The organism is Streptomyces sp. NPDC087844 (genome assembly GCF_044742785.1).
GTDB lineage: Bacteria > Actinomycetota > Actinomycetes > Streptomycetales > Streptomycetaceae > Streptomyces.
The window spans coordinates 61,178-86,574 of the sequence record NZ_JBIUVD010000007.1; the positions used below are offsets into that span (position 1 = coordinate 61,178).

General features: G+C 68.9%; 27 protein-coding genes. 7 read left to right on the plus strand and 20 right to left on the minus strand.

From position 1 onward, the window contains the following. Positions 1–6 precede the first annotated feature (6 nt). From ACIOKD_RS16075 to ACIOKD_RS16090, 4 genes are all read right to left on the minus strand, one after another. Positions 7–1,440, minus strand: a complete 1,434-nt coding sequence (locus tag ACIOKD_RS16075; RefSeq protein WP_402083688.1) for an NAD(P)H-hydrate dehydratase — start codon at positions 1,438–1,440, stop codon at positions 7–9. 258 nt (positions 1,441–1,698) lie between these two features. Further along, entirely contained in the window at positions 1,699–2,070 is a 372-nt protein-coding gene (locus ACIOKD_RS16080) for a holo-ACP synthase (RefSeq protein ID WP_402083691.1), read from the minus strand. Between the two features lie 354 nt (positions 2,071–2,424). Continuing rightward, positions 2,425–2,715 carry a hypothetical protein gene (locus tag ACIOKD_RS16085; protein WP_402083694.1) on the minus strand — a complete coding sequence of 97 codons (291 nt, stop codon included), beginning with the start codon at positions 2,713–2,715 and terminating at the stop codon, positions 2,425–2,427. Positions 2,716–2,776: 61 nt separating this feature from the next. Further along, entirely contained in the window at positions 2,777–3,199 is a 423-nt protein-coding gene (locus ACIOKD_RS16090; RefSeq protein ID WP_402083697.1) for an ATP-binding protein, read from the minus strand. A 235-nt stretch (positions 3,200–3,434) separates the two neighbouring features. Between ACIOKD_RS16090 and ACIOKD_RS16095 the strand changes: the two genes are divergently transcribed. From ACIOKD_RS16095 to ACIOKD_RS16105, 3 genes are read left to right on the plus strand one after another with little or no spacing between them, the layout of a single operon-like run. Further along, positions 3,435–4,271, plus strand: coding sequence for a helix-turn-helix domain-containing protein (locus ACIOKD_RS16095; RefSeq protein WP_402083700.1), 837 nt, complete (start codon positions 3,435–3,437; stop codon positions 4,269–4,271). A gap of 8 nt (positions 4,272–4,279) precedes the next feature. Continuing rightward, on the plus strand, positions 4,280–4,456 hold the full coding sequence (locus ACIOKD_RS16100; RefSeq protein WP_402083702.1) for a DUF397 domain-containing protein: 177 nt from the start codon (positions 4,280–4,282) through the stop codon (positions 4,454–4,456). After that, positions 4,453–4,677: a DUF397 domain-containing protein gene (locus ACIOKD_RS16105; protein ID WP_402083705.1), complete on the plus strand. Its 225-nt coding sequence runs from the start codon at positions 4,453–4,455 to the stop codon at positions 4,675–4,677. The genes ACIOKD_RS16100 and ACIOKD_RS16105 overlap by 4 nt, the downstream gene beginning before the upstream one ends. Here the strand turns inward: ACIOKD_RS16105 and glmS are convergent. Beyond that, positions 4,638–6,485: a glutamine--fructose-6-phosphate transaminase (isomerizing) gene (gene glmS, locus ACIOKD_RS16110; protein WP_402083708.1), complete on the minus strand. Its 1,848-nt coding sequence runs from the start codon at positions 6,483–6,485 to the stop codon at positions 4,638–4,640. The genes ACIOKD_RS16105 and glmS overlap by 40 nt on opposite strands. 83 nt (positions 6,486–6,568) lie before the next feature. Then, positions 6,569–6,826 (minus strand): hypothetical protein, encoded by a 258-nt coding sequence (locus ACIOKD_RS16115; RefSeq protein WP_402083710.1) that lies wholly within the window; start codon positions 6,824–6,826, stop codon positions 6,569–6,571. A gap of 165 nt (positions 6,827–6,991) precedes the next feature. Between ACIOKD_RS16115 and coaA the strand changes: the two genes are divergently transcribed. Together coaA and ACIOKD_RS16125 are read left to right on the plus strand one after the other, a co-directional pair. After that, positions 6,992–7,981: a type I pantothenate kinase gene (gene coaA, locus ACIOKD_RS16120; protein ID WP_402083712.1), complete on the plus strand. Its 990-nt coding sequence runs from the start codon at positions 6,992–6,994 to the stop codon at positions 7,979–7,981. A gap of 41 nt (positions 7,982–8,022) precedes the next feature. Then, positions 8,023–8,955: a DUF389 domain-containing protein gene (locus ACIOKD_RS16125; RefSeq protein ID WP_402083714.1), complete on the plus strand. Its 933-nt coding sequence runs from the start codon at positions 8,023–8,025 to the stop codon at positions 8,953–8,955. Positions 8,956–9,159: 204 nt separating this feature from the next. On the opposite strand, the gene glmM is transcribed toward ACIOKD_RS16125, so the two are convergent. From glmM to rplM, 3 genes are all read right to left on the minus strand, one after another. After that, the gene (glmM, locus tag ACIOKD_RS16130) at positions 9,160–10,518 is read right to left on the minus strand and encodes a phosphoglucosamine mutase (protein ID WP_402083716.1); all 1,359 of its coding nucleotides are present in this window, start codon (positions 10,516–10,518) and stop codon (positions 9,160–9,162) included. A gap of 419 nt (positions 10,519–10,937) precedes the next feature. After that, complete coding sequence (gene rpsI / locus ACIOKD_RS16135; RefSeq protein ID WP_402083719.1) at positions 10,938–11,462, minus strand: 30S ribosomal protein S9; 525 nt, start codon at positions 11,460–11,462, stop codon at positions 10,938–10,940. A gap of 46 nt (positions 11,463–11,508) precedes the next feature. Further along, positions 11,509–11,952, minus strand: coding sequence for a 50S ribosomal protein L13 (gene rplM / locus ACIOKD_RS16140; protein ID WP_362775375.1), 444 nt, complete (start codon positions 11,950–11,952; stop codon positions 11,509–11,511). A gap of 370 nt (positions 11,953–12,322) precedes the next feature. On the opposite strand from rplM, the gene ACIOKD_RS16145 reads away from it, so the two are divergent. Then, on the plus strand, positions 12,323–13,192 hold the full coding sequence (locus ACIOKD_RS16145; RefSeq protein ID WP_402083722.1) for a hypothetical protein: 870 nt from the start codon (positions 12,323–12,325) through the stop codon (positions 13,190–13,192). 30 nt (positions 13,193–13,222) lie between these two features. Here the strand turns inward: ACIOKD_RS16145 and ACIOKD_RS16150 are convergent, their stop codons facing one another. The 5 genes from ACIOKD_RS16150 to ACIOKD_RS16170 all read right to left on the minus strand — a co-directional run bounded on the left by ACIOKD_RS16150 (position 13,223) and on the right by ACIOKD_RS16170 (position 20,190). Further along, positions 13,223–14,308 carry a C40 family peptidase gene (locus ACIOKD_RS16150; protein WP_402083724.1) on the minus strand — a complete coding sequence of 362 codons (1,086 nt, stop codon included), beginning with the start codon at positions 14,306–14,308 and terminating at the stop codon, positions 13,223–13,225. Between the two features lie 49 nt (positions 14,309–14,357). Next, positions 14,358–14,840, minus strand: coding sequence for a poly-gamma-glutamate biosynthesis protein PgsC/CapC (locus tag ACIOKD_RS16155; protein ID WP_402083726.1), 483 nt, complete (start codon positions 14,838–14,840; stop codon positions 14,358–14,360). Positions 14,841–14,944: 104 nt separating this feature from the next. After that, positions 14,945–16,573 carry a poly-gamma-glutamate synthase PgsB gene (pgsB, locus tag ACIOKD_RS16160; protein ID WP_402083728.1) on the minus strand — a complete coding sequence of 543 codons (1,629 nt, stop codon included), beginning with the start codon at positions 16,571–16,573 and terminating at the stop codon, positions 14,945–14,947. Between the two features lie 6 nt (positions 16,574–16,579). Further along, on the minus strand, positions 16,580–18,832 hold the full coding sequence (locus tag ACIOKD_RS16165) for a HAMP domain-containing protein (protein ID WP_402084325.1): 2,253 nt from the start codon (positions 18,830–18,832) through the stop codon (positions 16,580–16,582). A 212-nt stretch (positions 18,833–19,044) separates the two neighbouring features. Then, complete coding sequence (locus tag ACIOKD_RS16170; protein ID WP_402084328.1) at positions 19,045–20,190, minus strand: CapA family protein; 1,146 nt, start codon at positions 20,188–20,190, stop codon at positions 19,045–19,047. Between the two features lie 155 nt (positions 20,191–20,345). Here ACIOKD_RS16170 and ACIOKD_RS16175 point away from each other — a divergent pair, with 155 nt between their 5' ends. Further along, complete coding sequence (locus ACIOKD_RS16175; RefSeq protein ID WP_402083731.1) at positions 20,346–21,221, plus strand: hypothetical protein; 876 nt, start codon at positions 20,346–20,348, stop codon at positions 21,219–21,221. A gap of 32 nt (positions 21,222–21,253) precedes the next feature. Here the strand turns inward: ACIOKD_RS16175 and truA are convergent, their stop codons facing one another. The 6 genes from truA to rpmJ form a co-directional block, all read right to left on the minus strand. Continuing rightward, positions 21,254–22,117 (minus strand): tRNA pseudouridine(38-40) synthase TruA, encoded by an 864-nt coding sequence (gene truA / locus ACIOKD_RS16180; RefSeq protein ID WP_402083734.1) that lies wholly within the window; start codon positions 22,115–22,117, stop codon positions 21,254–21,256. 167 nt (positions 22,118–22,284) lie between these two features. After that, positions 22,285–22,830 carry a 50S ribosomal protein L17 gene (gene rplQ, locus ACIOKD_RS16185; RefSeq protein WP_402083737.1) on the minus strand — a complete coding sequence of 182 codons (546 nt, stop codon included), beginning with the start codon at positions 22,828–22,830 and terminating at the stop codon, positions 22,285–22,287. Positions 22,831–23,033: 203 nt separating this feature from the next. Further along, the gene (locus ACIOKD_RS16190) at positions 23,034–24,056 is read right to left on the minus strand and encodes a DNA-directed RNA polymerase subunit alpha (RefSeq protein WP_019055532.1); all 1,023 of its coding nucleotides are present in this window, start codon (positions 24,054–24,056) and stop codon (positions 23,034–23,036) included. Between the two features lie 123 nt (positions 24,057–24,179). Then, positions 24,180–24,584, minus strand: a complete 405-nt coding sequence (gene rpsK, locus ACIOKD_RS16195; protein ID WP_003956432.1) for a 30S ribosomal protein S11 — start codon at positions 24,582–24,584, stop codon at positions 24,180–24,182. Positions 24,585–24,653: 69 nt separating this feature from the next. After that, positions 24,654–25,034: a 30S ribosomal protein S13 gene (gene rpsM / locus ACIOKD_RS16200; protein ID WP_402083739.1), complete on the minus strand. Its 381-nt coding sequence runs from the start codon at positions 25,032–25,034 to the stop codon at positions 24,654–24,656. A gap of 216 nt (positions 25,035–25,250) precedes the next feature. After that, entirely contained in the window at positions 25,251–25,364 is a 114-nt protein-coding gene (rpmJ, locus tag ACIOKD_RS16205) for a 50S ribosomal protein L36 (protein ID WP_003998809.1), read from the minus strand. Positions 25,365–25,397 lie beyond the last annotated feature (33 nt).

Here is a 25,397-nt window from a genome sequence, read left to right on the forward strand (position 1 = left end):
AGAGGCTCAGTCCATGACATCCCGCCAGGCCTCGCGCACCGCCTCGGCCACATCGTGCGCCCCCACGGGCGCGCCGTCCGCGGCGAGCCGCCCGGCCAGCCCGTGGAGGTACGCGCCCACGCTGCCGGCGTCCAGCGCGTCGAGTCCGGCGGCGAGCAGCGACCCGGTCAGCCCGGACAGCACGTCGCCGCTGCCGGCGGTGGCGAGCCAGCCGGTCCCGGTGGAGTTCACCCGCACGGGTCCGCCCCCCGGGGAGGCGATGAGCGTCGTGGACCCCTTCAGCAGCACGGTGGCTCCGTACTGCTCGGCGAGCTCCCTCACGGATGCCAGCCGCGCGCCCTCGACCTCCTCACGCGGGACACCGAGCAGCGCGGCGGCCTCTCCGGCGTGCGGGGTGAGCAGAGTGGGCGCCCGCCGGGCCCGTACGGCGTCGCGGTCGGCGAGCCGCAGCCCGTCGGCGTCGATGAGCACGGGTACGTCCGCCTTGAGCACGGCCGCCACGACATCGCCGTCGTCCCCTGCGCCGGGGCCGACGACCCACGCCTGCACGCGCCCGGCCTGCTCCGGCGACCCGGTGGACACGAGCGTCTCGGGGAAGCGTGCGATGACCGCGTCCCCCGCGGGTCCGACGTACCGTACGGCGCCGGCGCCACCCCGCAGGGCACCGGAGACGGCGAGCACGGCCGCGCCCGGATAACGGGAGGACCCGGCGGCGATCCCCACGACCCCTCGCCGGTACTTGTCGCTCTCGGCTCCGGGTACGGGCAGCAGCGCGGCCACATCGGCGTGCTGGAGCGCTTCCAGTTCGGGGTCGCCGGGCAGCGCGAGCCCGATATCCACCAGCCGTACGGACCCGGCGTACTCGCGCGCCGGATCGACGAGCAGCCCCGGCTTGTGCGTCCCGAAGGTGACGGTCAGATCGGCGCGTACGGCTGCTCCGCGGACCTCGCCGGTGTCGGCCTCGACACCGCTGGGCAGGTCGACGGCGACGACGGCGGCGCGGATCTCGCCCAGCACGTCGAGGAGCCTGGCGGCGTCGGGGCGCAGCCCGCCCTTCCCTCCGATCCCGACGATGCCGTCCACGACGAGATCGGCACGGCGGAGGGGTCCCTCGGCCGCCTCCGCCCCCCTGACCACCCTCCCGCCGACGCTGCGCAGGGCGGCGAGGCCGCCGGGGTGGGTGCGGTCGGGGGCGAGCAGGACGGCTACGACACCGGCGCCCCGCTTCGCCAGCCGGGCACCGGCGTAGAGGGCATCGCCCCCGTTGTCCCCACTGCCGACCAGCAGCACAACACGCCGGCCGTAGACCCGCCCCAGCAACTCGGCACACGCGGCGGTGAGCCCGGCCACGGCCCGCTGCATCAACACCCCGTCGGGAAGCCGCGCCATCAGCTCCCGCTCGGCGACCCTGACCGTCTCCACGCTGTACGCAGTACGCATACTCCGAGTCTCCCCCAGGTCGCGCCCGTCGGCTGCGGGTCGCACGTGGCTGGTCGCGCAGTTCCCCGCGCACGTCGGGGAGCGAGGCCCTTCAGGGGCGCGGGGACGCTTTTAGGGGCGCGGGGAACGGCGCAGTCTTTTGCCTTTCGCCCTTCAGGGGCGCGGGGAACGGCGCGATCTTTTCGCTTTCAGGGGCGCGGGGAACTGCGCGACCAGCCACAACGCACCCGCAGACTCCGAACACCACCCCGCGAGGCATCACCCCTCAGCGATCACCACAGCCGACGCCACCCCCGCGTCATGGCTCAACGAAACATGCCATGACCGCACCCCCAACTCCGCCGCCCGCGCGGCAACCGTCCCCGTCACCCGAAGCCGAGGCTGCCCACTCTCCTCGACAAAGACCTCAGCATCGGTCCACCGCAGACCCCCCGGCGCCCCCAACGCCTTGGCAAGCGCCTCCTTCGCCGCGAAGCGAGCGGCAAGAGAGGCAACCCCCCGCCGCTCCCCGCTGGGAAGCAGCAACTCACTCTCCAGAAACAGCCGTTCGGCCATCCCGGGCGTCCGCTCCACCGAAGCCGCGAACCGGTCGATCTCCGCCACGTCGATCCCGACGCCGATGATGCTCATCCGGGCACCCTATTCCTGGCGAAGCTCCGCGCCCGCCCCGAACAGGGTTTCCACACGCTCGACCGTTCCGGCCCGGTCGAGCCAGTCGCGGAGGCGAGAGGCCCGCGGCATACCCGGAGGCCCACGACTCGGCGTAACCCGGCGGCCACTTCTCGATCTTTCCCCGCAGATAGGCGATCTCCCAGGGAGACAGCCCCTTTCGCTTGAGGATCTCCTTGAACCTTCTGTGGAGTTCGGCCATGCCTTTTTCGGGCTGGAGCCCAAAGGCCATGCCCGCCACGAGTGACATGGAAATGCCTGAGATCTCCTCTTGCAGCTCCGGGCTCAGGCTCTGCCGATTGTCTTGCAGGTCCGTCAATGCTCGGGCCTGTTCAGGACAGGCCCCCGGACCTCGTCCGGGTCCTCGGCGAACAGGTCCTCGGCCGCTGTAGCTGTCAGGGAACGGTCGAACCACAAGGAGAGGATGTCGAGGTCGGTGCACGAGGTGATGCGCTCCCTTGTTACCTCGGGGACGGGGATGCCGCGCTTCTCCAGGACGCGAAGGACCATCGAGGCACGGTCGTCGACCTGCCCTTCGAGCTTGCCTTCCAGGTAAGCCGTCTCACGGACCGTCCCCCGGCCAGGGAAGTAGCTGACGAACGTCATGTCTTTCCTCCATTGATCTCCGGCTGGGGTCTTCCCCAGGTTGACGAGCGGCGCCGAACGTTCACGCCGCCGAAGTCAGCTCGCACCACACGCACTTGCCGCCGTTGCCGTTGCTGGTCAGCGAATACCAGCCCCACGCGTCGGCGCAGGACTTGACCAGGGCCAGCCCGCGGCCCTCCTCCGACAGGTCCAGCTCGTCGCCCAGCAGGCCCGGCGATTCCGGCGGGTTGGGGTCCGCGTCCCAGACGCCGATGCGCAGCACACCGGCCGACCAGCGCACGCGGAGGGCGGCGGGCCCTTTGGTGTGGCGTACGGCGTTGGTGATCAGCTCCGTGGCGAGGAGTTCGGCGACGTCGACGTGACGGATCAGGCCGTGCATGGTGAGGATCAAGCGGAGGGTACGGCGGGTGACCGTGACGGCCCGGGGGTCGTTGGGAATGTGGAGGGAGTACTCACAGGGCGCGTCGGTCTCGATTTCAGGCATGCGTCAGCTCCGGTTCGGTGGTGGGGTTTCGGAGGTCTGCGGTTGATCGCGGGCGGTGGGCATGCCTCAGCCGTCCCGGCAGGACGGAGTGGTGCGCTTCCGGAGCCCCGGAATGTCACAGAGTGTGCGTCGCATCACCGAACGTAGACCTTAGATTTAAGCTTTAGCAACTGGATCGAGTAATCTGACCCCGAACGGGTCACAACGGCAGGCGCGTTGAGTCAGGGAGCAGCCGATGAGCGCAAGGCGCGAACCAACAGCACGACAGATGCGCTTGGCGGTCGAGCTGCGCAGGCTCCGCGAGGCGGCAGGGCTCAGCGCCCGCGAAGCGGGAGCACTGCTCGGCGTTAACTCCGTCCAGATCAGCCAGATCGAACTTGGCACTTCAGGCGTGAGTGAGAAACGCCTCCGCCGCCTCGCGTCCCACTACGCCTGCACGGACACGGAGTTCATCGACGCCCTGGTCGCGATGGCCACGGACCGGACACGCGGCTGGTGGGAGGAGTACAGGGGCGTGCTACCCACGTCGTTCCTGGACCTGTCCGAGCTGAACCACCACGCTTCGTTCCGGCGCGATGTGGCGATCCTGTACGTTCCTGGTCTGCTGCAGACCGAGGACTACGCACGCGCCGTCTTCTCCGGAAGGGTTCCCGAACTCACCTCAGACGAGCTTGAGTTGCGCGTCCACCACCGAATGGCAGGACACGAGATCACCGCCCCGTACGAGTTGGTGATTCACGAGTCGGCCCTACGCATCAGGGTCAGCGACCGCACCACCTCCCGGGCTCAACTCGCCAAGCTGCTGGAGCTATCCGAGGCGGACAACATCACCGTGCGCGTCGTCCCCTTCGATCTGGACGGCTTCGCCAGAGCCGCCAGCACGATGACGTACGTGGGCGGCCCCGTACCCAAACTGGACACAGTAGTGCGTGACGTACCTCAGGGCTCGGCCTTCATCGACTCCGAAGCACAGCTCAGCGCCTTTCGAGCTCGTTTCCATAAAGTGGAAACTGCGTCGCTCAACCCCGAACGGTCGCGTGATCTCATCAATCGGCTGACGAAAGAGCTGTGAGGTACCCCATGGACAACTGGCGGAAGTCGTCTTACTCAGGCCCCGACGACGGCAACGAATGCGTAGAGATAGCAAACTCCCGCACCCACGTCTCCGTACGCGACTCAAAGGTCCCGGCCGACGGCACCCTCACTTTCCCAGCCGAGACCTTCACCGCTTTCGTCAACGCCCTGAAGGACACATGACCACCCCCGGCAACTGGCGCAAGTCGTCCTACTCCGACGGCGACGACGGGAACGACTGCGTAGAGATCGCGAACTCGCGCTCCCAGGTCTCCGTACGCGACTCGAAGACCCCCACCCAAGGCACCCTCGCCTTCACCGCCGAAGGCTTCACCACCTTCCTCGGCGCCCTCAAAAAGGCGCCCTACTCCACCGTCACGGACTTCGCCAAGTTGCGCGGCTGATCCACCTCGTTGCCGCGAGCGGTGGCCAGTTCACAGGCGAACACCTGCAGCGGGACGGTGGCCACCAGCGGCTGCAGCAGCACAGGCGTGACCGGGATCCGGATCAGGTGGTCCGCGTACGGAACCACCGTCTCGTCCCCCTCCTCCGCGATCACGATCGTCCGCGCCCCCCGCGCCCGGATCTCCTGGATGTTGGAGACGATCTTGTCGTGCAGCACCGAACGCCCCCGTGGCGACGGCACCACCACGACCACCGGCAGGTCGTCCTCGATCAGGGCGATCGGCCCGTGCTTCAGCTCACCCGCCGCGAAGCCCTCGGCATGCATGTACGCGAGCTCTTTGAGCTTCAGCGCGCCCTCCAGGGCGACCGGATAACCCACGTGCCGGCCCAGGAACAGCACGGTGTTCTTGTCGGCCAACGACCGCGCGAGTTCCCGTACCGGCTCCATCGTCTCCAGGACTCGTTCGACGTCCTCCGAGATCCGGGACAGGTCGCGTACGACCGCCCGGATCTCGTCGCCCCACTTCGTGCCGCGCACCTGCCCCAGGTACAGGGCGACCAGGTAACAGGCCACGAGCTGCGTCAGGAACGCCTTCGTCGAGGCGACCGCCACCTCCGGCCCCGCGTGCGTATAGAGGACGGCGTCCGACTCGCGCGGGATCGTCGAGCCGTTCGTGTTGCAGACGGCCAGCACCTTCGCCCCCTGCTCCCGCGCGTGCCGCAGCGCCATCAGCGTGTCCATGGTCTCCCCGGACTGCGAGATGGCGATCACCAGCGTCTGCTGGTCCAGGATCGGGTCCCGGTAACGGAACTCGCTCGCCAGCTCCACCTCGCACGGGATCCTGGTCCAGTGCTCGATGGCGTACTTGGCGATGAGCCCGGCGTGGAAGGCGGTCCCGCAGGCCACCACCACGACCTTGTCGACCTCCCGCAGCGCCCCGGGCGCGATCCGCACCTCGTCGAGCGTCAGCGAACCGCTCGCGTCGATCCGGCCCAGCAGCGTGTCGGCGACGGCCTTCGGCTGCTCGGCGATCTCCTTGAGCATGAAGTAGTCGTAGCCGCCCTTCTCGGCGGCGGACACGTCCCAGTCGACGTGGTACGAACGGGTCTCGGCCGGTGACCCGTCGAACCCGGTGACGTGCACCCCGTCGCGCCGCAACTCGACCACCTGGTCCTGCCCCAACTCGATCGCGGACCGCGTGTGCGCGATGAACGCGGCGACGTCCGAGGCGAGGAAGGCCTCGCCCTCCCCGACGCCCACGACGAGGGGCGAGTTGCGCCGGGCGCCGACCACCACGTCCGGCTCGTCGGCGTGCGCGGCCACCAGCGTGAAGGCCCCTTCGAGCCGCCGGCACACCAACCGCATGGACTCGGCGAGATCGGCGCACGCGGAGAACTCCTCGGCGAGCAGATGAGCGACGACCTCGGTGTCCGTCTCGGAGGTGAGGAGGTGGCCGCGCTCGGCGAGTTCGTCCCGCAGGGCGGCGAAGTTCTCGATGATGCCGTTGTGGACGACCGCGACCCGCCCCGCGTTGTCGAGATGCGGATGCGCGTTCGCGTCCGTCGGTCCGCCGTGCGTGGCCCAGCGCGTGTGCCCGATCCCCGTCGAACCCGCCGGCAACGGCCGCTCTACCAGCTCCTTCTCCAGGTTGGCGAGCTTGCCGGCCTTCTTCGCCGCGGCCATCCCGCCGTCCGCGAGCACCGCGATGCCCGCCGAGTCGTACCCCCGGTACTCCAGCCGCTTCAGTCCGGCGACCACCACATCGAGCGCCGACTGCGACCCCACGTATCCCACGATTCCGCACATGACGGCAGCCTAGGGGCCGACTGGCGCCCCACCGGGGCACCGCGTGCCCGATAGCGGAAAATTCCCGAGCCGTGAGCCGGCTACTACTCCCCGTACTCCCCGCGCTCGATACGGTCGATCGCGTCCTGCACCATCCCCAGGTACTCGACCTCCTCGCAGCGCGGCTTGCTGCCCATCCGGTAGAGGTCGATGCAGTCGTAGAGGTACTCCCCCAGGTCCTCGTCCGGCAGATCGAGCGCCAGTTCACTGCACACCTGGCCCGCCACGTCGGCCGGCCCGGGTCGGCCTCGGCGCCCGGCTCTCGCACCCACCAGACCACGCACTCGGAAACGTACGGTCATGACGACCATCCCCACCACCGGCGTCCCGGAAGGCGGCTCGCTCCCGGGTGGGCGGCACGCTATGCCCGTACGCCCCGACGGTCCAGGGGTCGGACGCGCCCGAACACAGGCCCGGCGTGACGGACTCCACCCGACGCTTCGTTCAAACTCCCGTAACAATGGACTGTGATCTCATCGGTCTCCTCGCTGCCGCGGAGCGCCCACCGGCCCAGGCCGGAGGCGACTCCCTACGTCGACCTCACCCGCGCACAGTGGAGCGCGCTGCGTGAGAAGACGCCTCTTCCGCTGACCGCCGAGGAGGTGGAGAGACTGCGCGGTCTCGGCGATGTCATCGACCTCGACGAGGTACGGGACATCTATCTGCCGCTGTCCCGGCTCCTCAACCTCTACGTGGGCGCGACCGACGGCCTGCGCGGCGCCCTGAACACCTTCCTGGGGGAGAAAGGGTCGCAGTCAGGTACGCCGTTCGTGATAGGCGTGGCGGGCTCGGTCGCCGTCGGCAAGTCCACCGTCGCCCGCCTCCTCCAGGCGCTGCTGTCCCGCTGGCCGGAGCACCCGCGCGTCGAGCGGGTCACCACCGACGGTTTCCTGCTGCCCACGAAGGAACTGCGGGCCCGCGGTCTGATGTCCCGCAAGGGGTTCCCGGAGTCGTACGACCGCCGGGCGCTGACCCGGTTCGTCGCCGACATCAAGGCGGGCAAGGACGAGGTGACGGCCCCGGTCTACTCCCACCTCATCTACGACATCGTCCCGGACGAGCGGCTCACCGTCCGCCGCCCGGACATCCTGATCGTCGAGGGCCTGAACGTCCTGCAGCCCGCCCTGCCCGGCAAGGACGGCCGCACCCGCGTCGGCCTCGCCGACTACTTCGACTTCAGCGTGTACGTGGACGCGCGGGCCGAGGACGTCGAGCGCTGGTACCTGAACCGCTTCCGCCGGCTGCGCGAGACGGCGTTCCAGAACCCGTCCTCGTACTTCCGCAAGTACACCCAGGTCTCCGAGGAGGAGGCCCTCGACTACGCCCGTACGACCTGGCAGACCGTCAACAAGGTCAACCTCCTGGAGAACGTGGCCCCCACCCGGGGCCGAGCCACCCTGGTGGTCCGCAAGGGCCCGGACCACAAGGTTCAGAAGCTCAGCCTGCGCAAGCTCTGACCGCCGCCAGGCCCGCCATCCGCTGCGGCTACCCTGCCCCCATGCTGCACCTGCGCCTGATCACCCCGTCCGACCGGACCGAGGCGGTGATCCGCCTGATCGAGAGGACCGTCGGCACGACCCATCTGGCGGTCGTGCCGGGCGCCGCCCGCAACCCCGTCGGCGACCTCGTGATGGTCGACGTGGCACGCGAGGCGGGCGACGAACTGATCGGCGGACTGTGCGAGCTGAAGATCGACACGGACGGTTCGATCGCCGTCGAGGACATCGACCTGTCGCTGTCGCGGCGCGCCGACAAGGCGGAGGACGACGCCCCCGGCGAGGGCGCCGACGCGGTCCTGTGGGAGCACCTGGCAGAGGCCACACACGAGGAGTCGACGCTCTCGGTCACCTACCTGGCCTTCATCACGCTCGCCACGATGATCGCGGCCTGCGGTGTCGTCCTCGACAACGCGATCCTGATCGTGGGCGCGATGGCGGTGGGCCCGGAGTTCGGCCCGCTGGCGGGTTTCAGCACGGCCGTGGTCCGACGCCGGCCGCGCCTGGCCCTGCGCTCACTCATCGCTCTGCTGGTGGGCTTCGCCGTGGCGATGGCCGTCACCGTGCTCTTCAGTCTGCTGATGGACGGCCTGGGCCTGTTCACCGAGGGCATGCTGGAGGGCGACCGGCCCAACACGGCCTTCGTCTACGCCCCCGACGCGTTCTCGTTCGTCGTGGCGGTCCTCGCGGGCATCGCCGGCACACTCTCCCTGACCTCGGCCAAGTCGGGCCTCCTGGTGGGCGTGGCCATCTCCGTCACCACGGTCCCGGCCGCCGCCAACGCGGCAGTCGCCCTCAGCTACGGAGACATGTCCCAGACCGCCGGCTCCACGAACCAACTCCTCCTGAACCTGGCAGGCATCATCCTGGCAGGCACCCTCACCCTCCTGACCCAAAGACACCTCTGGTCAAAAAAGAAGCCCCGCACCCCTTAGGGGCGCGGGGAACGGCGCAGTCCTTGTTTTTTCAGGGGCGCGGGGAACGGCGCAATCTTTGCGCCCTTCAGGGGCGCGGGGAACGGCGCGACCAGCCTCAACGCACCCGCACCCCGCAACGACCCCCCGCCCCACTCCATACCCAGGACCGAAACCGTACCCGGGGCCGAAACCGAAACCGGAGCCGGAACAAACCCCCCTGGTTCACCCCAACGCGGACTTCACCGCATCAGCAAGCCGCCCCGCAACAGCCCGAGCCTGATCAATATCAGCCGCCTCAACCATGACCCGCACCAGCGGCTCAGTACCGGACGGCCGCAGAAGCACCCGCCCAGTGGCGCCAAGCTCCCGCTCGGCCTCGGCCACGGCGGAAGCAAGCTCCGCGGACGTGGACACCCGCGACCGATCGACATCAGGCACATTGATCAGCACCTGCGGCAACCGCTCCATCACGGACGCGAGGTCCCGCAGCGTACGCCCCGTCTGCGCGACCCGAGCCGCGAGCAGCAGCCCGGTCAACGTCCCGTCACCCGTGGTCGCGTGATCCAGGATGATCACGTGCCCCGACTGCTCACCGCCGAGCGCGTAGTCGTGGCTCTTCATCTCCTCCAGCACATACCGGTCACCGACCCCGGTCTGCACGAGGGACACCCCTTCACGCTCCATGGCCAGCTTGAACCCGAGGTTCGACATGACCGTGGCGACGACGGTGTCGGACCGCAGCTCGGACCGCTCCCGCATGGCGAGCGCGAGCACGGCCAGGATCTGGTCCCCGTCGACCTCCGCACCGGTGTGGTCCACGGCGAGGCACCGGTCCGCGTCACCGTCGTGCGCGATGCCGAGATCGGCGCCGTGCTCGATGACGGCGGCCTTCAGCAGACCGAGGTGGGTGGAGCCGCAGCCGTCGTTGATGTTCAGCCCGTCGGGCTCGGCGCCGATCGTGACGATCTCGGCGCCCGCGCGCGTGAAGACCTCGGGCGAGACCCGTGCGGCAGCGCCGTGCGCCTCGTCGAGGACGACCTTCAGACCGTCCAGCCGGTTCGGAACGGCGGCGAGGAGATGGGCCACGTACTTCTCGAAGCCCTCCTCGTACGAGCGGACGCGTCCGACGCCGGAGCCGGTCGGCCGGTCCCAGGGAGCGCCGGTGCGGTGGTCCTCGTAGACGGACTCGATCCGGTCCTCCAGCTCGTCGGCGAGCTTGTGCCCGCCGCGGGCGAAGAACTTGACGCCGTTGTCCGGCATGGCGTTGTGACTCGCGGAGAGCATCACACCGAGGTCGGCGCCGAGGGCGCCCGTGAGATACGCCACCGCGGGGGTCGGCAGGACGCCGACGAGCAGCACGTCCACACCGGCGCTGGCGAGGCCCGCGATAACGGCGGCCTCCAGGAACTCCCCGGACGCACGCGGGTCCCGTCCGACCACCGCCGTCGGCCGGTGGCCTTCGAAGGTTCCCGCTTCGGCCAGTACGTGCGCCGCCGCCACGGAGAGGCCGAGCGTGAGCTCTGCCGTCAGATCCGCGTTGGCGACACCACGTACGCCGTCCGTCCCGAAGAGTCGTCCCACTGGTGTCCTCCGAACTTGCTCAGGCTCGATCAGTCTTGATCAGAATGTGCGACACACGTGCAATACACGTGCGCCACAACGCGCGACACAGCGCGCGCCACAACGCGCGCCATGATGTGCGACACAACGCGCGCCACGATGTGCGGCTCGGCCGAAGGTCCCGCCCCGGCCGCCCGGCACACGTCAGGTATATCCCCCGGGCCTGTATATCTCCCACGCCTGTTCCAAGGCTGTGGCCGAAAGGCCGCGGCACGCGGCTGCGACACCCGACCGCGGCGCGCGACACGTGCCCTACCGGGTGCCCCACAGCTTCTGACCAACGAGCGGTGACACAGGTTGTGCCACAGATCGTGATAAACGAACGCCCCGGCGGCACAGAACGTGCCGCCGGGGCGATTCGTGCAAACAGCGAGCGGGATTTAGCGCTTGCTGTACTGCGGGGCCTTACGGGCCTTCTTGAGACCGGCCTTCTTGCGCTCGACCGCACGGTCGTCGCGCTTGAGGAAGCCGGCCTTCTTCAGGGCGGCGCGGTTGTTGTCCAGGTCCGCCTCGTTCAGAGCGCGGGCCACGCCGAGGCGCAGGGCTCCGGCCTGACCGGAGACTCCGCCACCCGTGATGCGGGCGACGACGTCGTAGCGGTCGTCGAGCTCAAGCACCTTGAAGGGCTCGTTGACTTCCTGCTGGTGCACCTTGTTGGGGAAGTACTCCTCAAGGGTGCGACCGTTGATCTTCCACTTGCCGGTGCCCGGAACGATCCGGACGCGGGCGATGGCTTCCTTGCGACGGCCCAGGCCGGCGGCCGGCTGCGGGTCGCCGAAGCGGTCCGCGAGCGACTCCGAGGTGTACTCGCCCTCGACGACGGGGGCCTCGGACTCGGTGGTGTAGCTCTCGATGTCGACAGCCTCGGTCTCTTCGACCGGCTGCTCAACGGTGGTCTCGGCCACGATTCTCCTCAGATTCTGTTCAGTCTTAGGGGGGTGGTGGCCGGAACTACTGCGCGACCTGGGTGATCTCGAACGGCACCGGCTGCTGGGCAGCGTGCGGGTGCTGGTCGCCCGAGTAGATCTTCAGCTTCGAGAGCACCTGACGGCCCAGGGTGTTCTTGGGGATCATGCCCCGGATGGCCTTCTCGACGGCCTTCTCGGGGTTCTTCGACAGCAGCTCGTCGTAACGGACGGAGCGCAGACCACCCGGGTAACCGGAGTGGCGGTACGCCATCTTCTGGGTCCGCTTGTTGCCCGAGAGGTGCACCTTGTCGGCGTTGACGATGATGACGAAGTCACCAGCGTCGACGTGGGGGGCGTAAATCGGCTTGTGCTTGCCCCGCAGAATGTTCGCGGCAGTGGTCGCCAGACGACCCAGGACGACATCCTGGGCGTCGATGACGTACCACTGGCGAGTGATGTCGCCGGGCTTGGGGCTGAACGTACGCACGGTCATGCCTTCGCTTCTTCAGTGAGTGGGTCCTGACAATGGCCCACCACGGACGATGTACGACAGCCCTGGCGGACCTCGGGACGCAACCGAGTCCTGCCGCTGGTCATCGGCCCGGTGGACCGGTGTAAGGGCCCCTCACGTGAGAATGAGCAAGCCAATACACATAACGAACCGCAAGAATACCTTCGGTGGCCCGTACGGGTCAAAACGCGTGCCGGAAGGCAGGCGCTCGCCGGGTTCCGAGAGTACCCGAGTCCTCTGAGATGCCCCCTTTGCTCTCATTCGGGCTTGACACATCAGCGCTTCGAGTGCTGGGTGAGAGGACCAGCGGATCCCTCGTCCCCTTGTCCCGTCTAAGATGCGGCCCATGAGCTTTGGGCAGGGGGGACCCCAGTGGGGTTCCGGGGGATCGGGTTCTCAGCCGCCGCAGTGGAGCAGTCGGTCTCCCGACTGGGCGGCGCTGGCCGAGGCGTCCGAAACGCGCAACCGGCGTCGCAGGTGGATGCTGGTCGGCGGCGGCGCCCTGGCCACCATCGCCGTGGGCGCGGCCGTCGCGGTGGCCATGGTCTCGGCGGACGGCAAGGAGCAGTCCTCGAACAAGCCCGCCTCCGAGCTGCCCGCCTCCGCGGACATCCCGTCGGACACCGCCGGGACCGGCCCGTCCTTCGAGGCGACCTCCGCGCCGCCGCCGCTGGACCCGAAGGACTTCATATCCGATGTGAAGAAGGACACCGCGACGCTCGCGCCGGACATCCTCTTCCCGGGCACCCAGCTGACGATGGGCGAGACCGTCTACAAGAAGGGCGCGCTGGCGTCCACGAAGAACTGCGCGTCGGCCGCCCAGGGCACGCTCGGCTCGGTCCTCACCAAGAACGACTGCACCCGCCTCATGCGCGTCACGTACACGAAGGACGGGGTGGCCGTCACCGTCGGTGTGGCCGTCTTCGACAACGAGGCCAAGGCGCTCAGGGCGAAGACCGACGCCGACAAGCAGAGCGTCGTCCAGTCCCTCTCCGGTGAGGGCGTCCCCGTCTTCTGCCGCTCGGCGATCTGCCGCTCGACAACGAACTCGTACGGCCGCTACGCCTATTTCACGGTCGCCGGCTTCACCAACGGCAAGGACGTGACCCAGAAGGACGCCAAGGTCTTCACCACGGGCGACGACCTGGCCGAATTCACGTTCCGCCAGATCCGCCGCAGAGGCGAGGCCCAGGCGTCGGCGACCGCCAACCAGTAGGCGGCCGAGCGGCACGGCCACCCGGCGTGGTCACAGCCGCTTGGCGCTGCGCAGCGTCTTCGCGTAGTAGCCGTTGCCGTCCAGCCGGGAGGCGCCACCGATGTCACCGATGGTCGGGCCGTTGACCTCCTCGCGGCTGGAGATGAAGACCAGGTGGCCCTCGGTGTCATAGCCGAGCACCATGCCCACGTGGTCCAGCCGGTCGCCGGTACGGGTGTCCAGCTTGAAGAAGACCAGGTCACCGGGTTGCAGCTGGTCGATGTTGGCCGGCCGGTCGTCGGCCGAGATGCCGGTCAGCGGCAGCACGTCGGCCCCCTCCTTGGAGCGGGCCATACCGTTGGCGGTCCGCGGCAGACCATCGCCCGACTGGTCCGACGACATCAGCGGGTAGCGCGCCCGGTAGCCGAACACCATACGCATGTATCCCGAGCAGTCCACCGACCGCGCGCGCCCGCCCTCCGGTGTCCCGGTCGCCCCGTCCCTGAACGAGTACGGGACGCCGAGGTAGTCGTAGAAGTCGGACTGTTCGAGGCGCAGGTCGCCGCCCTCGGAACCGGCCGTGTTCAGTGGACCGAAGTTCGCGTCACCGGCGAAGGCGGTCCCCTCCTTGTCCTTCTTGACCGGGGCACCGGCCACGTACTGGGAGGAGAAGGCGAAGATGTCGTCCTTCTTGCTGCCCTCGTACTCGTCGTACCACTGCGTGAACCACTTCTCCTTCTCCGCGCCCTTCTCCCACGCCTCGGGCATCAGCCGTACCCAGTCGGTGGTGGAGACCTTCGAGCCGGTCGAGGACGGCTCGGCGAAGGTGCGGCCCGGCCCGGTCAGCGTCGCGGTGAGTGCTCCGTCGGTGAACACACCCTTGACCTGGCCGTCGTCCCCGCGCAGCACGGAGCGGGCGGGGTTCTCCAGCCGGGACCAGCTCGCCTTGCTCTTGTCGCTGCTCTTGCCGTCGGAGGCGGAGCGGCCGGCGCCGTCGAGCACGCCCACGCTCGTGATCTCCGAGACCCCCTCCTTGTCCTTTTGGCGTAGTTCCACGGTGAGGTAGCCGGACGCCCCGACGAGCGCCAGCACCACCACGCCGGAGAGGACCGGCCGTGACTTCTTCTTCCCTGCCATGTTTCTCCCCCAGGTTTTTCGGGATGGTGTGACGGTGTGACGTGCGCACTCAGACGGTGGGCATGATGCCGAGCAGTAGACCGGCGGCCACGACGATGTACGCCAGCAGTGAGACCGTGCCGGTCGCCAGCAGAGTGGCTCCCTTGGGCTGGCGCACCAGCTGGTAGGCGATCAGGCCGGGCACGATGAAGCCCAGCGTCTGGTTCCCGTACATCAGCGGGAACTCCAGCGACAGCACGATCATCAGCGTGGACTGGAGCAGTACGCCGAGCAGGACCACCGAGGCGAACAGCCGCTTGCCGTAGAGGATCACCAGCCGCTGCATGACCTTGGTGCCCGCGTAGGTCAGCGCGGTGACGCCGACCACCATGGCGGCTCGCTGGACGTCCTCGATCAGCGTCAGGGCGAGCCACCCGGGCGTGATCATCCCGCCGGGGGACAGATTGGTGGTGAGGTAGCACAGCAGCGAGAAGAACAGTCCGATGGCGATGCCCAGGGCGGCCATCTCGGGTGTCAGGGCGGCGGTGGTCAACGGATTCTCCGGACACGGGGGCGGATACGGATACGGATACGTAAGGCAGGAGATCGGACGGGTGGGCCGCGGCTGGAGGCGCGGCGCCCGGTGGGCGGTGACGGTCAGGAGTGCGGAGGCTGTCCACCACCGTCGGCCGCCGGATACGCGGTTCCGTCGTGGCTCTCGCCACCGCCCGGCCCGTAACCCGTGATGTGATACGGCCAGTCGTCCTCGACCGGCACGTCGTACCCGTCCTGGCCGGCCTGCGTGTCGTATCCCGGGTACTGCTCGGCGGCGGGATCGCCGTACGCCCCGGTACGGTGCGCGGGCGTGCCGTACGCGGGCATGCCGTGTGTCCGCTGGGCGGGCACGGCCCGGTGTCCCCGGCCGCCCTCCGGGAGCCGTACCGCCGGGAAGCCCTGCGTCTGCTCGGCCTGGTAGCGCTCCTCGTACGCCACGGGGTACGAGGCGTACGGGTCAAGCCGGGTGGGTTGGGCGAGCTGTGCGGCCGGGACGGCCTGGGCCTCGGCCAGGTCGGCGGAGTTTCCTGCGGGGTTCTCGGCGGCCGTCTCGTCCGTCGGGAGTTCGGCGAGGTACTCCAGGAGTTCCTCACCCTGGCCGTGAATGTTCCCGATGGCGACGAGGGAGGAGTCGGCGGCCAGCCGGCCGAGCAGGGTGGGCATGAACTCCTCGGCCGAGCGCCGCTCACCGCCCAGGTCGACGGCCCGGTCGCGCCACTCGGCGGGGATCGCGTCGATGGCGCTCTTGGCCGGGTGGCCGATGACGAAGACGTTGTCCGGCTGGAGGTCGGGGATGATCTCGCCCATCTGGCCGTTGCGCTCCACCCGGTCGGGGCGGCAGTTGATCACGACGTTCAGCGGGCGGTGGATCGCGCCGAGATCGAGCAGCTGGTTGATGTTCATCAGCGTCGATTCGGGGTCGTTCGCCGCGAAGACGTTGGCGAAGGCGAGCCGCTTGTCGCCGGGAGCCTGGTAGCGCTCCACGGAAAGGACGCCGGGGTCCGGCGGGGCGTCGTACATGCCCTGGAGAGCGATCTCGCGGTCCACGCCGAGGAGGTCGGCGACGACCAGGGCGATCGCCACGTTCTCCTTGAAGGTGAACCAGCTGAAGCCGCGCAGCTCGTCGTCGGAGACCATCGCGGGGTCCGCGTAGACCAGTTCGCAGTCGCGGGCGTCCGCCTCCTCCTGAAGGATGTGGAAACGATCCTGCTCCGCGGTGACGCAGATACCGCCCTCCGGCATCGAGCGGCACAGCGAGCGCGCCACGTCGTCCAGGGTCGGTCCCATCTCCGCGAGGTGGTCCTCGCGGACGTTGCACAGCACGCCGATCGTGGACCGGATCAGCTTGCTCTGGTTGACCTCCTGGAGCGCCGGCATGACGGCCATGCACTCGATGACGAGCGCGTCGGGCCGATAGGTGGCGGCCCGGCGGACGATGCCGATCTGCTCCACCACGTTGGCGATCCCGAACTTCCGGTAGACCGGCTCCTCGGTGGCGTCGGGGTGGATGAAGCGGGCGGCCGTCCCCGTCGTCTTCGCCACCGTGACCAGGTCACCGCCGCGCAGCGCCCCGGCGCACAACCGGGTGATGGAGGACTTGCCACGAATACCGTTGACGAGCACCCGCGAGGGGATGCTGTGCAGCGCGGCGTAGTGCCGTCGCTGTTCGACGATGCCCGCCACCAGCAGCAGCACGGCACCGACCAGCAGGACGAAGTACAGATAGAGCACAGCGGGTCACCTTCCTCCGACGGTCGGGCCGGACTCCGCGGGCCGGCGTGCCTGGATCTGCTTGCGGGCCTGGAGCTGCTGCCGGACCAGTTCGAGACTGCGCACGACCGCTCCCACCTCGTCCTGGTAGCGGGGGTAGTGCACGGTCTTGAGGTCGCCGTCCGCCAGCTTCTCGGCGGCGGCCGCGAGGGCGCGCAGCGGGCGGGCCACGACGAGGTGCACCCAACCCAGGCAGATGACGATCGCCGCCAGCCCGAGCATCCCGGCGAGCACGCTGCGATCCTCCAGCTGGTAGGGCGCGATCTGGAAACCCTTGGCGTTCTGCCAGCTGACCACGGTCCAGCCGACATCGGCCGCCACGCCGCCGCCGGAGAAGGGGGCCGCCGCCGCGACGGTGACCCCGTTCCCCTTGCGGATCAGCAGGCCGTTCTCCACGGGCCCCGCCCCGACCCGCACGCCGGTGGCCCGGACCAGGTCCGTGAGTGAGTCGTCAGGGAGGTCCTCGAAGGCCAGGAAGCCGTCACTGCCCGCGAGGGTCTCCGCCTTGCTGTCGACGACCCGTACCTCGCCCAGGCCCGGCCGGGCGAGCAGCGAGTTGAGGAACTCCACCCGCACCTCACCGACCAGGGTCGTGCCCTGCTCTCCCGACACGGGCGCCCCGGTCTGGATGACGGGCTTCTTGCCGCCCTTTCCGGACACCCGGACCAGTGGCAGGTCCTTGTCACGGCTCCAGTCGGCGTTCGGTTCGTCGCCCACCCTGGAGATGATGTCGCCGTCCTTGCCGACGAGGTACAGCGCGCCGTAGCGGGTGTGCTCGCGCAGGGTCTGCTTCAGCAGCTCGCGGGTGGCGTCGGCGGAGTCTGCGCCGGTCTCGATCAGGCCGGAGACGGAGACCATGTCGGCCTGCGCCTCGTTGAGCGCCCTGCGTACGCGGTCGGCCACCAGGTCGGTCCGGTCCCGCTGGTCGTTGACCATGGAGGCCGGGATGCTGACGGAGTCGTCGGTGCGGTTGAGCAGCCAGCCGACCGGTACGGACCAGAGCAGCAGCAGGACGGCCGTCAGCGCGAGCGGTACCCGCAGGCCGAAACGGCGCCGGCCGCCGCCGGGCGCGGACTCGTCTCCTCCGCCGCCTCCCAGCTGGACGCGCAGCCGCTCCAACGCGGACCCGAGGTGTGCCGTCTCACCCCAGCGGGGCACCACGACCGGCCTCGTCAGATCCCCGCGGGCGAGCCTGCGGGACTCCAGGAAAAGTGCCAGCAGCGGCCGTTGCACGGTCCTCCAGAGCACGGCCGCGGCGAAGAGACCGAGCACCACCAGGGCGCCGGCGGCCATCAGCCCGTACAGCTCCCGGCCCGCTCCGGCGGCCTGCTGCTGGACCACGGGCAGCATGGCGACCACCGTGAGGCCGAGGCCCGCGCCGACGCTCTGCTTCTCCTCCGGGTCCGAGGCGGCCAGCGAGGCATAACCGGCCGTGGCGATCCGGCCGTTGTAGCTCTCGCCCGTCAGGCTTCCGCTGACTCCCGGGTAGCCGTGGGAGCCGGGTTCCCTGGCGGTGACGGGGTTCTCCTCGGTGCGGTCGGCCGCTTCGGCTGACAACGCGCTCATCTGCTTCTGCAGGTAGGTGAGTTCCTTGCGTTCCTGGTCGGAGTTGAGCGCTTCCGACTGCTCGAAACCGGCGGTGGCGAGGACCTCCCCGCCGGTGGCCACCACCGCCATGGAACGGAACTGCCCCAGCGTGACGGCCGGTACGGACAGACTGTTGGACGCGATCAGCAGTTGCTGCGGCTGGTCCTTCCAGTCGAGGACCGCCATGGTCATCAGGCGTACGTCGCCGGTCTCCAGCCGCACCATGCGCGGGGTCAGGGCGCGGTCCCCGGTGAGGACGTCCTTGTCCAGCCAGGCAAGCGGGATCGGCTGGCCGCGGGCGGCCAGCACGTCACCGCTCTCCAGGTCCAGCACGGTGGTGCCGGTCCACTTCTGGTACGTCCGGCCGAGGTCGGACAGGACCCGTTCCGGCTTGACCGGCTCGCCCGCGTTCAACGCGCTGGCGGTGCGGTTGAGGTCGGTGACCCGCTCGTCGACCGAGGCACGCAGGGCGATGGCGCCGTCCTCCGCGTAGTGCTGCTGCGAGGAGAGCACCGCCTCCGGTACCGCCTGGTCGCCCGCCGGGCCGAGCACCTTGGCGGTGAGACCGGCCAGGGCGAGCACGAGCAGGCAGAGCAGCGCGATCGGCGGACGGATTCCGCCCAGCAGCGGCATGTCCGCCCGTCTGCGAATGCGTCGGCGCCCTCTACCGGGACGCACGGCACTAAGTGTCACCGGTGGCCTTCCCCCTTCGGCCTCGACAGGCCCACGGCCCACATGAATGTCGCCCTCGCACAGAAGCGAGGGCGACAGTGGGCAGTCATATAAAAGACTTCTAAGGGCCGCCTAGGTTGTAGACGTAAACCCCAAATGCGGCGTGATGCCGATCACTCCTTCAGTGGGAGCTCCTTGAGCCCGTCACCGCCGGGCGCACCTCGGTTGAAGAGGAACCCGCGGATACGGTCCTCCGCCAGCCGATAGCGGGCGAGTCGCTCCTCGGAGAGGTCGCCGGGGGCCTCGACCACGCGCCGCACGTCCACCAGCCGGTGGTCGGTGACCACGTCGGCGGGGAGCTTCTCACCGGGCTCGACCTCCGGCGGAACATCCACCAAGGTCGGGACATAGCGGGCCGAGACGTCCCAGCCGTCGGCGCCCTCGCGGAACTCGAACCACCCGATCACTCCTTCCTCCGTCAGCCCCGTGGGCGAGGAGTGCCGGGCGACCTGGTTGCCCAGGCCGTACGCGACCCAGGTGCCGTTCACCTTCTGGATCGGCTGCACCACGTGCGCGTGATGCCCGATCACCAGATCGATGCCCGTCTCCTCGGTGAGCCGCTCCGCCAGCCGCAGCTGCGGAACACTCGGCTCGTTGTAGTGCTCCAGTCCCCAGTGCACCGAGAGGATCACCACCTCGGCGCCCTGCTTGCGCGCACGGGCCTCGGCCTTCTTGATCTCGTCGGTGTCGAGCTGGTTGAACGCCCAACCCTGCTTGTCGGGCGTCGGGTTGAGGAACGACTCCCACGAGAAGGCGAGATGGGCCACCTTGACACCGTTGACCTCGCGGATCACGGTCTTCGCCGCCTCCTCGCGCGAGCGGGCCGACCCGGTGTGCCCGAGACCGACCTCGTCCATGACGTCCAACGTGCGTCGTACGCCACTCAGCCCGTGGTCGTAGGTGTGGTTGGAAGCGGTCGAGCAGGTGTCGTAGCCGACATCCTTGAGCGACGTCAGGATCTGCGGTGGAACGAGGAATTCGGGGTATCCCTCGAAGGGGCCCTTCAGCTTCCCGACCGGGGTCTCCATATGACAGATCGCAAGGTCGGCCTTGCTGATGACTGGTTTCACCCCGGCGAGCAACGGCCCGAAGTCCAGCCCGGCCTCACCCTTCCCGGTCGCCTCGGCGTCCTTCGCGGCCTGCTCGACCAGTTCGGGGTGGACAAGCACGTCACCCGCCGCGGCGACGGTGAACGAGCGCCCTCCCGGCTTGGCAGCCGGCGTCGCGGGTTCGGAGCCGCACGCGGCGGTCAGGGCCATGGCCACGGTGAGAGCGGCCACACGGGCTACCCGGAAAGGTTTACGGGGCGTCACATCGCTATATTCACATGTGAACCACAACAAACACAGGAATCACCATTACGAGACAGTCACGTTTCATACGGATATGCGCGTCCCTGGTTCTGGCGGCGACCTTGGCCGGCTGCGACGCGGAGGCGGACGGCACAGCGGACAACTCCCCTCCGCTTCCTAGGGAGTTGGTCGACCTGCGCAGCCGGATCCTCGCGTACACCGACGGGCTGGGACCTGACGACGACTACACCCCGCCGGACGGCACCACGCGCGCCCGGCTGGCCGAGGGCGTCGGGCGGCTCCTGGACGGCGACGAGCGGGAGGCCGAACGGCTGCTGGACCGGGCCGGGTTCACTCTCACCCGCCTCACCGACACCGCGTCCGGCCGTCGCTACGACGAGATCGCCGCGCCCCTGTCCGGCCCCGCACAAGGCTGGGGCCGCCTCTATCTGAACGCGGACTCCGAGCTCCGCTGGAACGCCCAGGTACCGCACCCCGTCTCCGACCGGGACACCGAACTGCTCGGCGTACACCTGCTGGAAGGCACCCCCGGCGGATCACTGGTTCTGGCGGGCGCCCACCGCCGCGCAGGCGCCAAGGGGGCCGCGGACGTCGCCCACCGCGAGGACAGCGCCTTCCACACCATCGTCGTGGAACTCCAGAAGCGCAGCGTGCCCGGCGTACAACTGCACGGCTTCGCCGAGTCGTCGGACCGTCCCTACGACGCGGTGCTCTCCACCGGGGTCGCGCAGAACGCGCTCGGCGAGACCACCGCCCTGGCCGACCGTATGGAGGCCGACGGCCTGCGGGTCTGCCGGGGCTGGTCGGCCCGGTGCCCGCTGGAAGGCACCACGAACGTCCAGGGCCGCTCCGCGCAGCAGCGACACACGACGTTCGTGCACGTGGAGCTCGCTCCCGACGCCCGGGGCGACGGCCGTGACGCCCGCACCGCCACGAAAGCCCTGTCGGGACTCGTCACCGCCTGGGCCGCCGACTGACGGGCACGGCCGCGACACGCCCGCGCACCCGCTCAGCAACACCCTCCCGGGCCGCCCGGCAGCACCCGCCGGTTCCGCGCCTCCTTGTTCCGCGCGGCGAGCAACTCGTCCGCCGGGTAGCCGACCTCCTCCAGGGTCAGCCCGTGCGGTCGCACCACATGCACGGCGGAGTCCCGCACCCCCGCGGCCAGCACCTTCGCCGGCCAGTCGGCCCCCCGGTGCCCGTCCCCCACGAACAGCAGCGCCCCGATCAGCGACCGCACCATGTTGTGGCAGAAGGCGTCGGCCCGCACGGTGGCGGTGATCACCCCGTCGCTCCCCCGCTCCAGCCGCAGCTCCTGGAGGGTACGGATGGTCGTCGCACCCTCCCGCTTCTTGCAGTAGGCGGCGAAGTCGTACTCGCCGAGGAGCCCTTGGGCGGCCTCGTTCATGGCATCGACGTCGAGCGGCCAGTCGTGCCACAGCACATGGCTGCGCAGCAGGGGGTCGACCCCGCCCGGGTTGTCGGTGACGCGATACGCGTACCGCCGCCACATCGCCGAGAACCGGGCGTTGAATCCGCTCGGCGCCTCGGCAACGGCCCACACCCGCACGTCCTTCGGCAGCCGCCCGGCCATGCGCTTGAGCAGCTTCTCCTCGTGCTCGGCCCACAGCTCCTCGGGCAGATCGACATGCGTCACCTGCCCCCGGGCATGCACGCCGGCATCGGTCCGCCCGGCCACGGTCAGCTCGTAGTTCGTCCCGCCCGACCGCGTGACGGTCCGCAGCGCGTCCTCGATCTCCCCCTGCACGGTCCTGCGTCCGCCGGCCTGCTTGGCCCACCCGGAGAACTCGCTGCCGTCGTACGAGACATCCATCCGGATACGGACATGGCCGGGCGCTACTTCGTCACTCACCTAGAGATCCTCTCAGGAACACGAAAGCGGGCCCGCTCCTGAAAGGAACGGACCCACTCAAGCAAGCCCCCGAAGGGGCGCGGGGCTGTATCGACATGCGACTCCGCCGCGTGGGCGCGACCGCCACGACGACGCCGCACCCGCCAACGAACAGTCCCCGCAGACGCTTACGCGTCCTTGGGCTCCTCGGCAGCCTCGTCACCCTTGGTCACGTCGACCTTGGCGTCCTCGACCTGAGTCTCCTCGGTCTTGGCGTCCTCAGTCTTGGTGTCCTCGGTCTTGGTCTCGACCTCGGCGTCCTTCGCGGAGCGCTTCGTCGCCGCCTCGGCCTCACCGGTGGCCTGCTGGGCCACGGTCAGGGCCTCCACCAGCTCGATGACAGCCATGGGCGCGTTGTCGCCACGACGGTTACCGATCTTGGTGATACGGGTGTAGCCACCCGGGCGGTTCTCGTAGCGCGGGCCGATCTCGGTGAAGAGCGTGTGCACGATGCTCTTGTCCGTGATGACCGACAGCACCTGACGGCGGTTGTGAAGGTCGCCCTTCTTCGCCTTGGTGACCAGACGCTCGGCGTACGGCCGCAGACGGCGGGCCTTCGCCTCGGTGGTCGTGATCTTGCCGTGCTCGAAGAGCGACTTCGCGAGGTTCGCGAGGAGCAGCTTCTCGTGCGCGGCACTGCCGCCCAGACGGGCACCCTTGGCAGGCTTCGGCATGGTGTTTCTCCTAGGTGTCTGCCCCGGCCGTATCAGGTACCGAGGTCAGTGTTCGAGCAGGCGATCGCCTGTCGAAGATCCGGGAGGCCTCTAAGAGGCCCTCCCGGAAGGGGTGCGGGGCGTTGTCGATATGCGACTCCGTCGCGTGGGCGCGACCAGCCACAGCGGACCCGCACCGAAAACGGACCGTCAGGCCCGAGTTCCTAGTACTGCTCGGTCTCGACGAAGCCCGCATCCACGTCGTCGTCCGCGCCGAACGCGTCCGCGGCGGCGGTGGGGTCGAACCCGGGAGGCGAGTCCTTGAGCGCGAGACCCATGCCGGCCAGCTTCGCCTTGACCTCGTCAATGGACTTCGCACCGAAGTTGCGGATGTCCAGCAGGTCGGCCTCGGACCGAGCCACGAGCTCACCCACGGAGTGGATGCCCTCACGCTTGAGGCAGTTGTACGACCGAACGGTGAGCTCAAGCTCCTCGATCGGCAGGGCGAGATCAGCGGCGAGGGCGGCGTCCGTCGGGGACGGGCCCATGTCGATGCCCTCGGCGTCGATGTTGAGCTCGCGCGCCAGACCGAACAGCTCGACCAGGGTCTTACCGGCCGACGCCATGGCGTCACGGGGACGCATGGCCTGCTTGGTCTCGACGTCGACGATCAGCTTGTCGAAGTCGGTGCGCTGCTCGACACGAGTCGCCTCGACCTTGTACGTGACCTTGAGAACCGGCGAGTAGATCGAGTCGACCGGGATGCGCCCGATCTCCTGACCGACCTGCTTGTTCTGCACGGCGGAGACGTAACCGCGACCGCGCTCGACGGTCAGCTCCATCTCCAGCTTGCCCTTGCCGTTGAGCGTGGCGAGGACGAGGTCGGGGTTGTGCACCTCGACACCGGCCGGGGGCGCGATGTCGGCGGCGGTGACCAGACCCGGGCCCTGCTTGCGCAGGTACATCACGACGGGCTCGTCGTGCTCACTGGAGACGACCAGCTGCTTGATGTTGAGGATCAGGTCGGTGACGTCCTCCTTGACACCCGGCACGGTGGTGAACTCGTGCAGGACGCCGTCGATCCGGATGCTGGTGACAGCGGCTCCGGGGATCGAGGAGAGGAGCGTACGACGGAGGGAGTTGCCGAGGGTGTAGCCGAAGCCCGGCTCCAGCGGCTCGATCACGAACCGGGAGCGGAATTCGTCGACGACCTCTTCGGTCAGCGACGGGCGCTGAGCAATAAGCATGTTGCGATCCTTCAGTCATGGGCACCCACTATTTGATGCCCCACTGGTACTGCAAGGGTACGGGCGGCACGCCCCCGAAGAGCCGTACCGCCCGAACCCAGGAAAAACTAAGACAACCGTGCGTCAGACGCGACGGCGCTTGGGCGGACGGCAGCCGTTGTGCGGCGTGGGCGTCACGTCCTGGATCGAGCCGACCTCAAGGCCGGTCGCCTGCAGCGAACGGATGGCGGTCTCGCGACCGGAACCCGGACCCTTCACGAAGACATCGACCTTGCGCATGCCGTGCTCCTGCGCGCGACGGGCGGCCGACTCAGCGGCCATCTGCGCGGCGAAGGGGGTGGACTTGCGCGAGCCCTTGAAGCCGACGTGGCCGGCGGAGGCCCAGGAGATCACGTTGCCCGAGGGGTCCGTGATCGAGACGATGGTGTTGTTGAACGTGCTCTTGATGTGGGCGTGCCCATGAGCGACGTTCTTCTTTTCCTTGCGGCGCACCTTCTTGGCAGCGCCCTGACGACCCTTGGGGGGCATCTATAACTCCTACGGGGAGGTGGTCGGTCCTATAGCGAAGACCGCTGATGAAGCGTTGTCCGCTGAGGACTACTTCTTGCCCGGCTTCTTCTTGCCGGCGATGGCGCGACGCGGGCCCTTGCGGGTACGAGCGTTCGTGCTGGTGCGCTGACCATGGACAGGCAGGCCACGACGGTGGCGCAGGCCCTGGTAGCAGCCGATCTCCACCTTGCGGCGGATGTCGGCCTGAACCTCACGGCGGAGGTCACCCTCGGTCTTGAAGTGGCCGTCCACGTACTCGCGGATCCGGACCAGCTCCTCCTCGGAGAGGTCACGGACGCGGGTGTCGGGGTTGACGCCGGTGTCAGCCAGCGTCTTCTGCGAGAGGGTCCGGCCGATGCCGAACACGTAGGTGAGGGCAACCTCCACGCGCTTTTCGCGCGGGATGTCAACACCGGAAACGCGTGCCATTCAATGGCTCCAGTTGTCGTTCGGAGGTCTTCCACAGGGCCGCCTCCCGCCCGCCGTCCTCTTCTTCGGTGCATACCTCGAAGATTCGGTACGGATCGGGTCCCCGGCCTCCGACCGGGGGTGTCGGATCACTGCGAACAGTCGATCCGGGCTCTGCGTATGAACATGTTCCTGCGTCGCGCGAAGTTCTGCGGGTGCAGAAGGTGCGGTCGTGCGTCAGCCCTGGCGCTGCTTGTGGCGCGGGTTTTCGCAGATGACCATGACCCGGCCGTGACGGCGGATCACCCTGCACTTGTCGCAGATCTTCTTGACGCTCGGCTTGACCTTCATTGGTGAGGTTCTCCGGGTCAGTGCCACCACCCC

Coding starts and splice junctions, on each gene's coding strand:
- ACIOKD_RS16075 (WP_402083688.1), bottom strand. CDS start 1,440: ATGCGTACTGCGTACAGCGTGGAGACGGTCAGGGTCGCCGAGCGGGAG.
- ACIOKD_RS16080 (WP_402083691.1), bottom strand. CDS start 2,070: ATGAGCATCATCGGCGTCGGGATCGACGTGGCGGAGATCGACCGGTTC.
- ACIOKD_RS16085 (WP_402083694.1), bottom strand. CDS start 2,715: ATGACGTTCGTCAGCTACTTCCCTGGCCGGGGGACGGTCCGTGAGACG.
- ACIOKD_RS16090 (WP_402083697.1), bottom strand. CDS start 3,199: ATGCCTGAAATCGAGACCGACGCGCCCTGTGAGTACTCCCTCCACATT.
- ACIOKD_RS16095 (WP_402083700.1), top strand. CDS start 3,435: ATGAGCGCAAGGCGCGAACCAACAGCACGACAGATGCGCTTGGCGGTC.
- ACIOKD_RS16100 (WP_402083702.1), top strand. CDS start 4,280: ATGGACAACTGGCGGAAGTCGTCTTACTCAGGCCCCGACGACGGCAAC.
- ACIOKD_RS16105 (WP_402083705.1), top strand. CDS start 4,453: ATGACCACCCCCGGCAACTGGCGCAAGTCGTCCTACTCCGACGGCGAC.
- glmS (WP_402083708.1), bottom strand. CDS start 6,485: ATGTGCGGAATCGTGGGATACGTGGGGTCGCAGTCGGCGCTCGATGTG.
- ACIOKD_RS16115 (WP_402083710.1), bottom strand. CDS start 6,826: ATGACCGTACGTTTCCGAGTGCGTGGTCTGGTGGGTGCGAGAGCCGGG.
- ACIOKD_RS16125 (WP_402083714.1), top strand. CDS start 8,023: ATGCTGCACCTGCGCCTGATCACCCCGTCCGACCGGACCGAGGCGGTG.
- ACIOKD_RS16145 (WP_402083722.1), top strand. CDS start 12,323: ATGAGCTTTGGGCAGGGGGGACCCCAGTGGGGTTCCGGGGGATCGGGT.
- ACIOKD_RS16150 (WP_402083724.1), bottom strand. CDS start 14,308: ATGGCAGGGAAGAAGAAGTCACGGCCGGTCCTCTCCGGCGTGGTGGTG.
- ACIOKD_RS16165 (WP_402084325.1), bottom strand. CDS start 18,832: ATGCCGCTGCTGGGCGGAATCCGTCCGCCGATCGCGCTGCTCTGCCTG.
- ACIOKD_RS16170 (WP_402084328.1), bottom strand. CDS start 20,190: ATGGCCCTGACCGCCGCGTGCGGCTCCGAACCCGCGACGCCGGCTGCC.
- rplQ (WP_402083737.1), bottom strand. CDS start 22,830: ATGCCGAAGCCTGCCAAGGGTGCCCGTCTGGGCGGCAGTGCCGCGCAC.
- ACIOKD_RS16190 (WP_019055532.1), bottom strand. CDS start 24,056: ATGCTTATTGCTCAGCGCCCGTCGCTGACCGAAGAGGTCGTCGACGAA.
- rpsK (WP_003956432.1), bottom strand. CDS start 24,584: ATGCCCCCCAAGGGTCGTCAGGGCGCTGCCAAGAAGGTGCGCCGCAAG.
- rpsM (WP_402083739.1), bottom strand. CDS start 25,034: ATGGCACGCGTTTCCGGTGTTGACATCCCGCGCGAAAAGCGCGTGGAG.
- rpmJ (WP_003998809.1), bottom strand. CDS start 25,364: ATGAAGGTCAAGCCGAGCGTCAAGAAGATCTGCGACAAGTGCAGGGTG.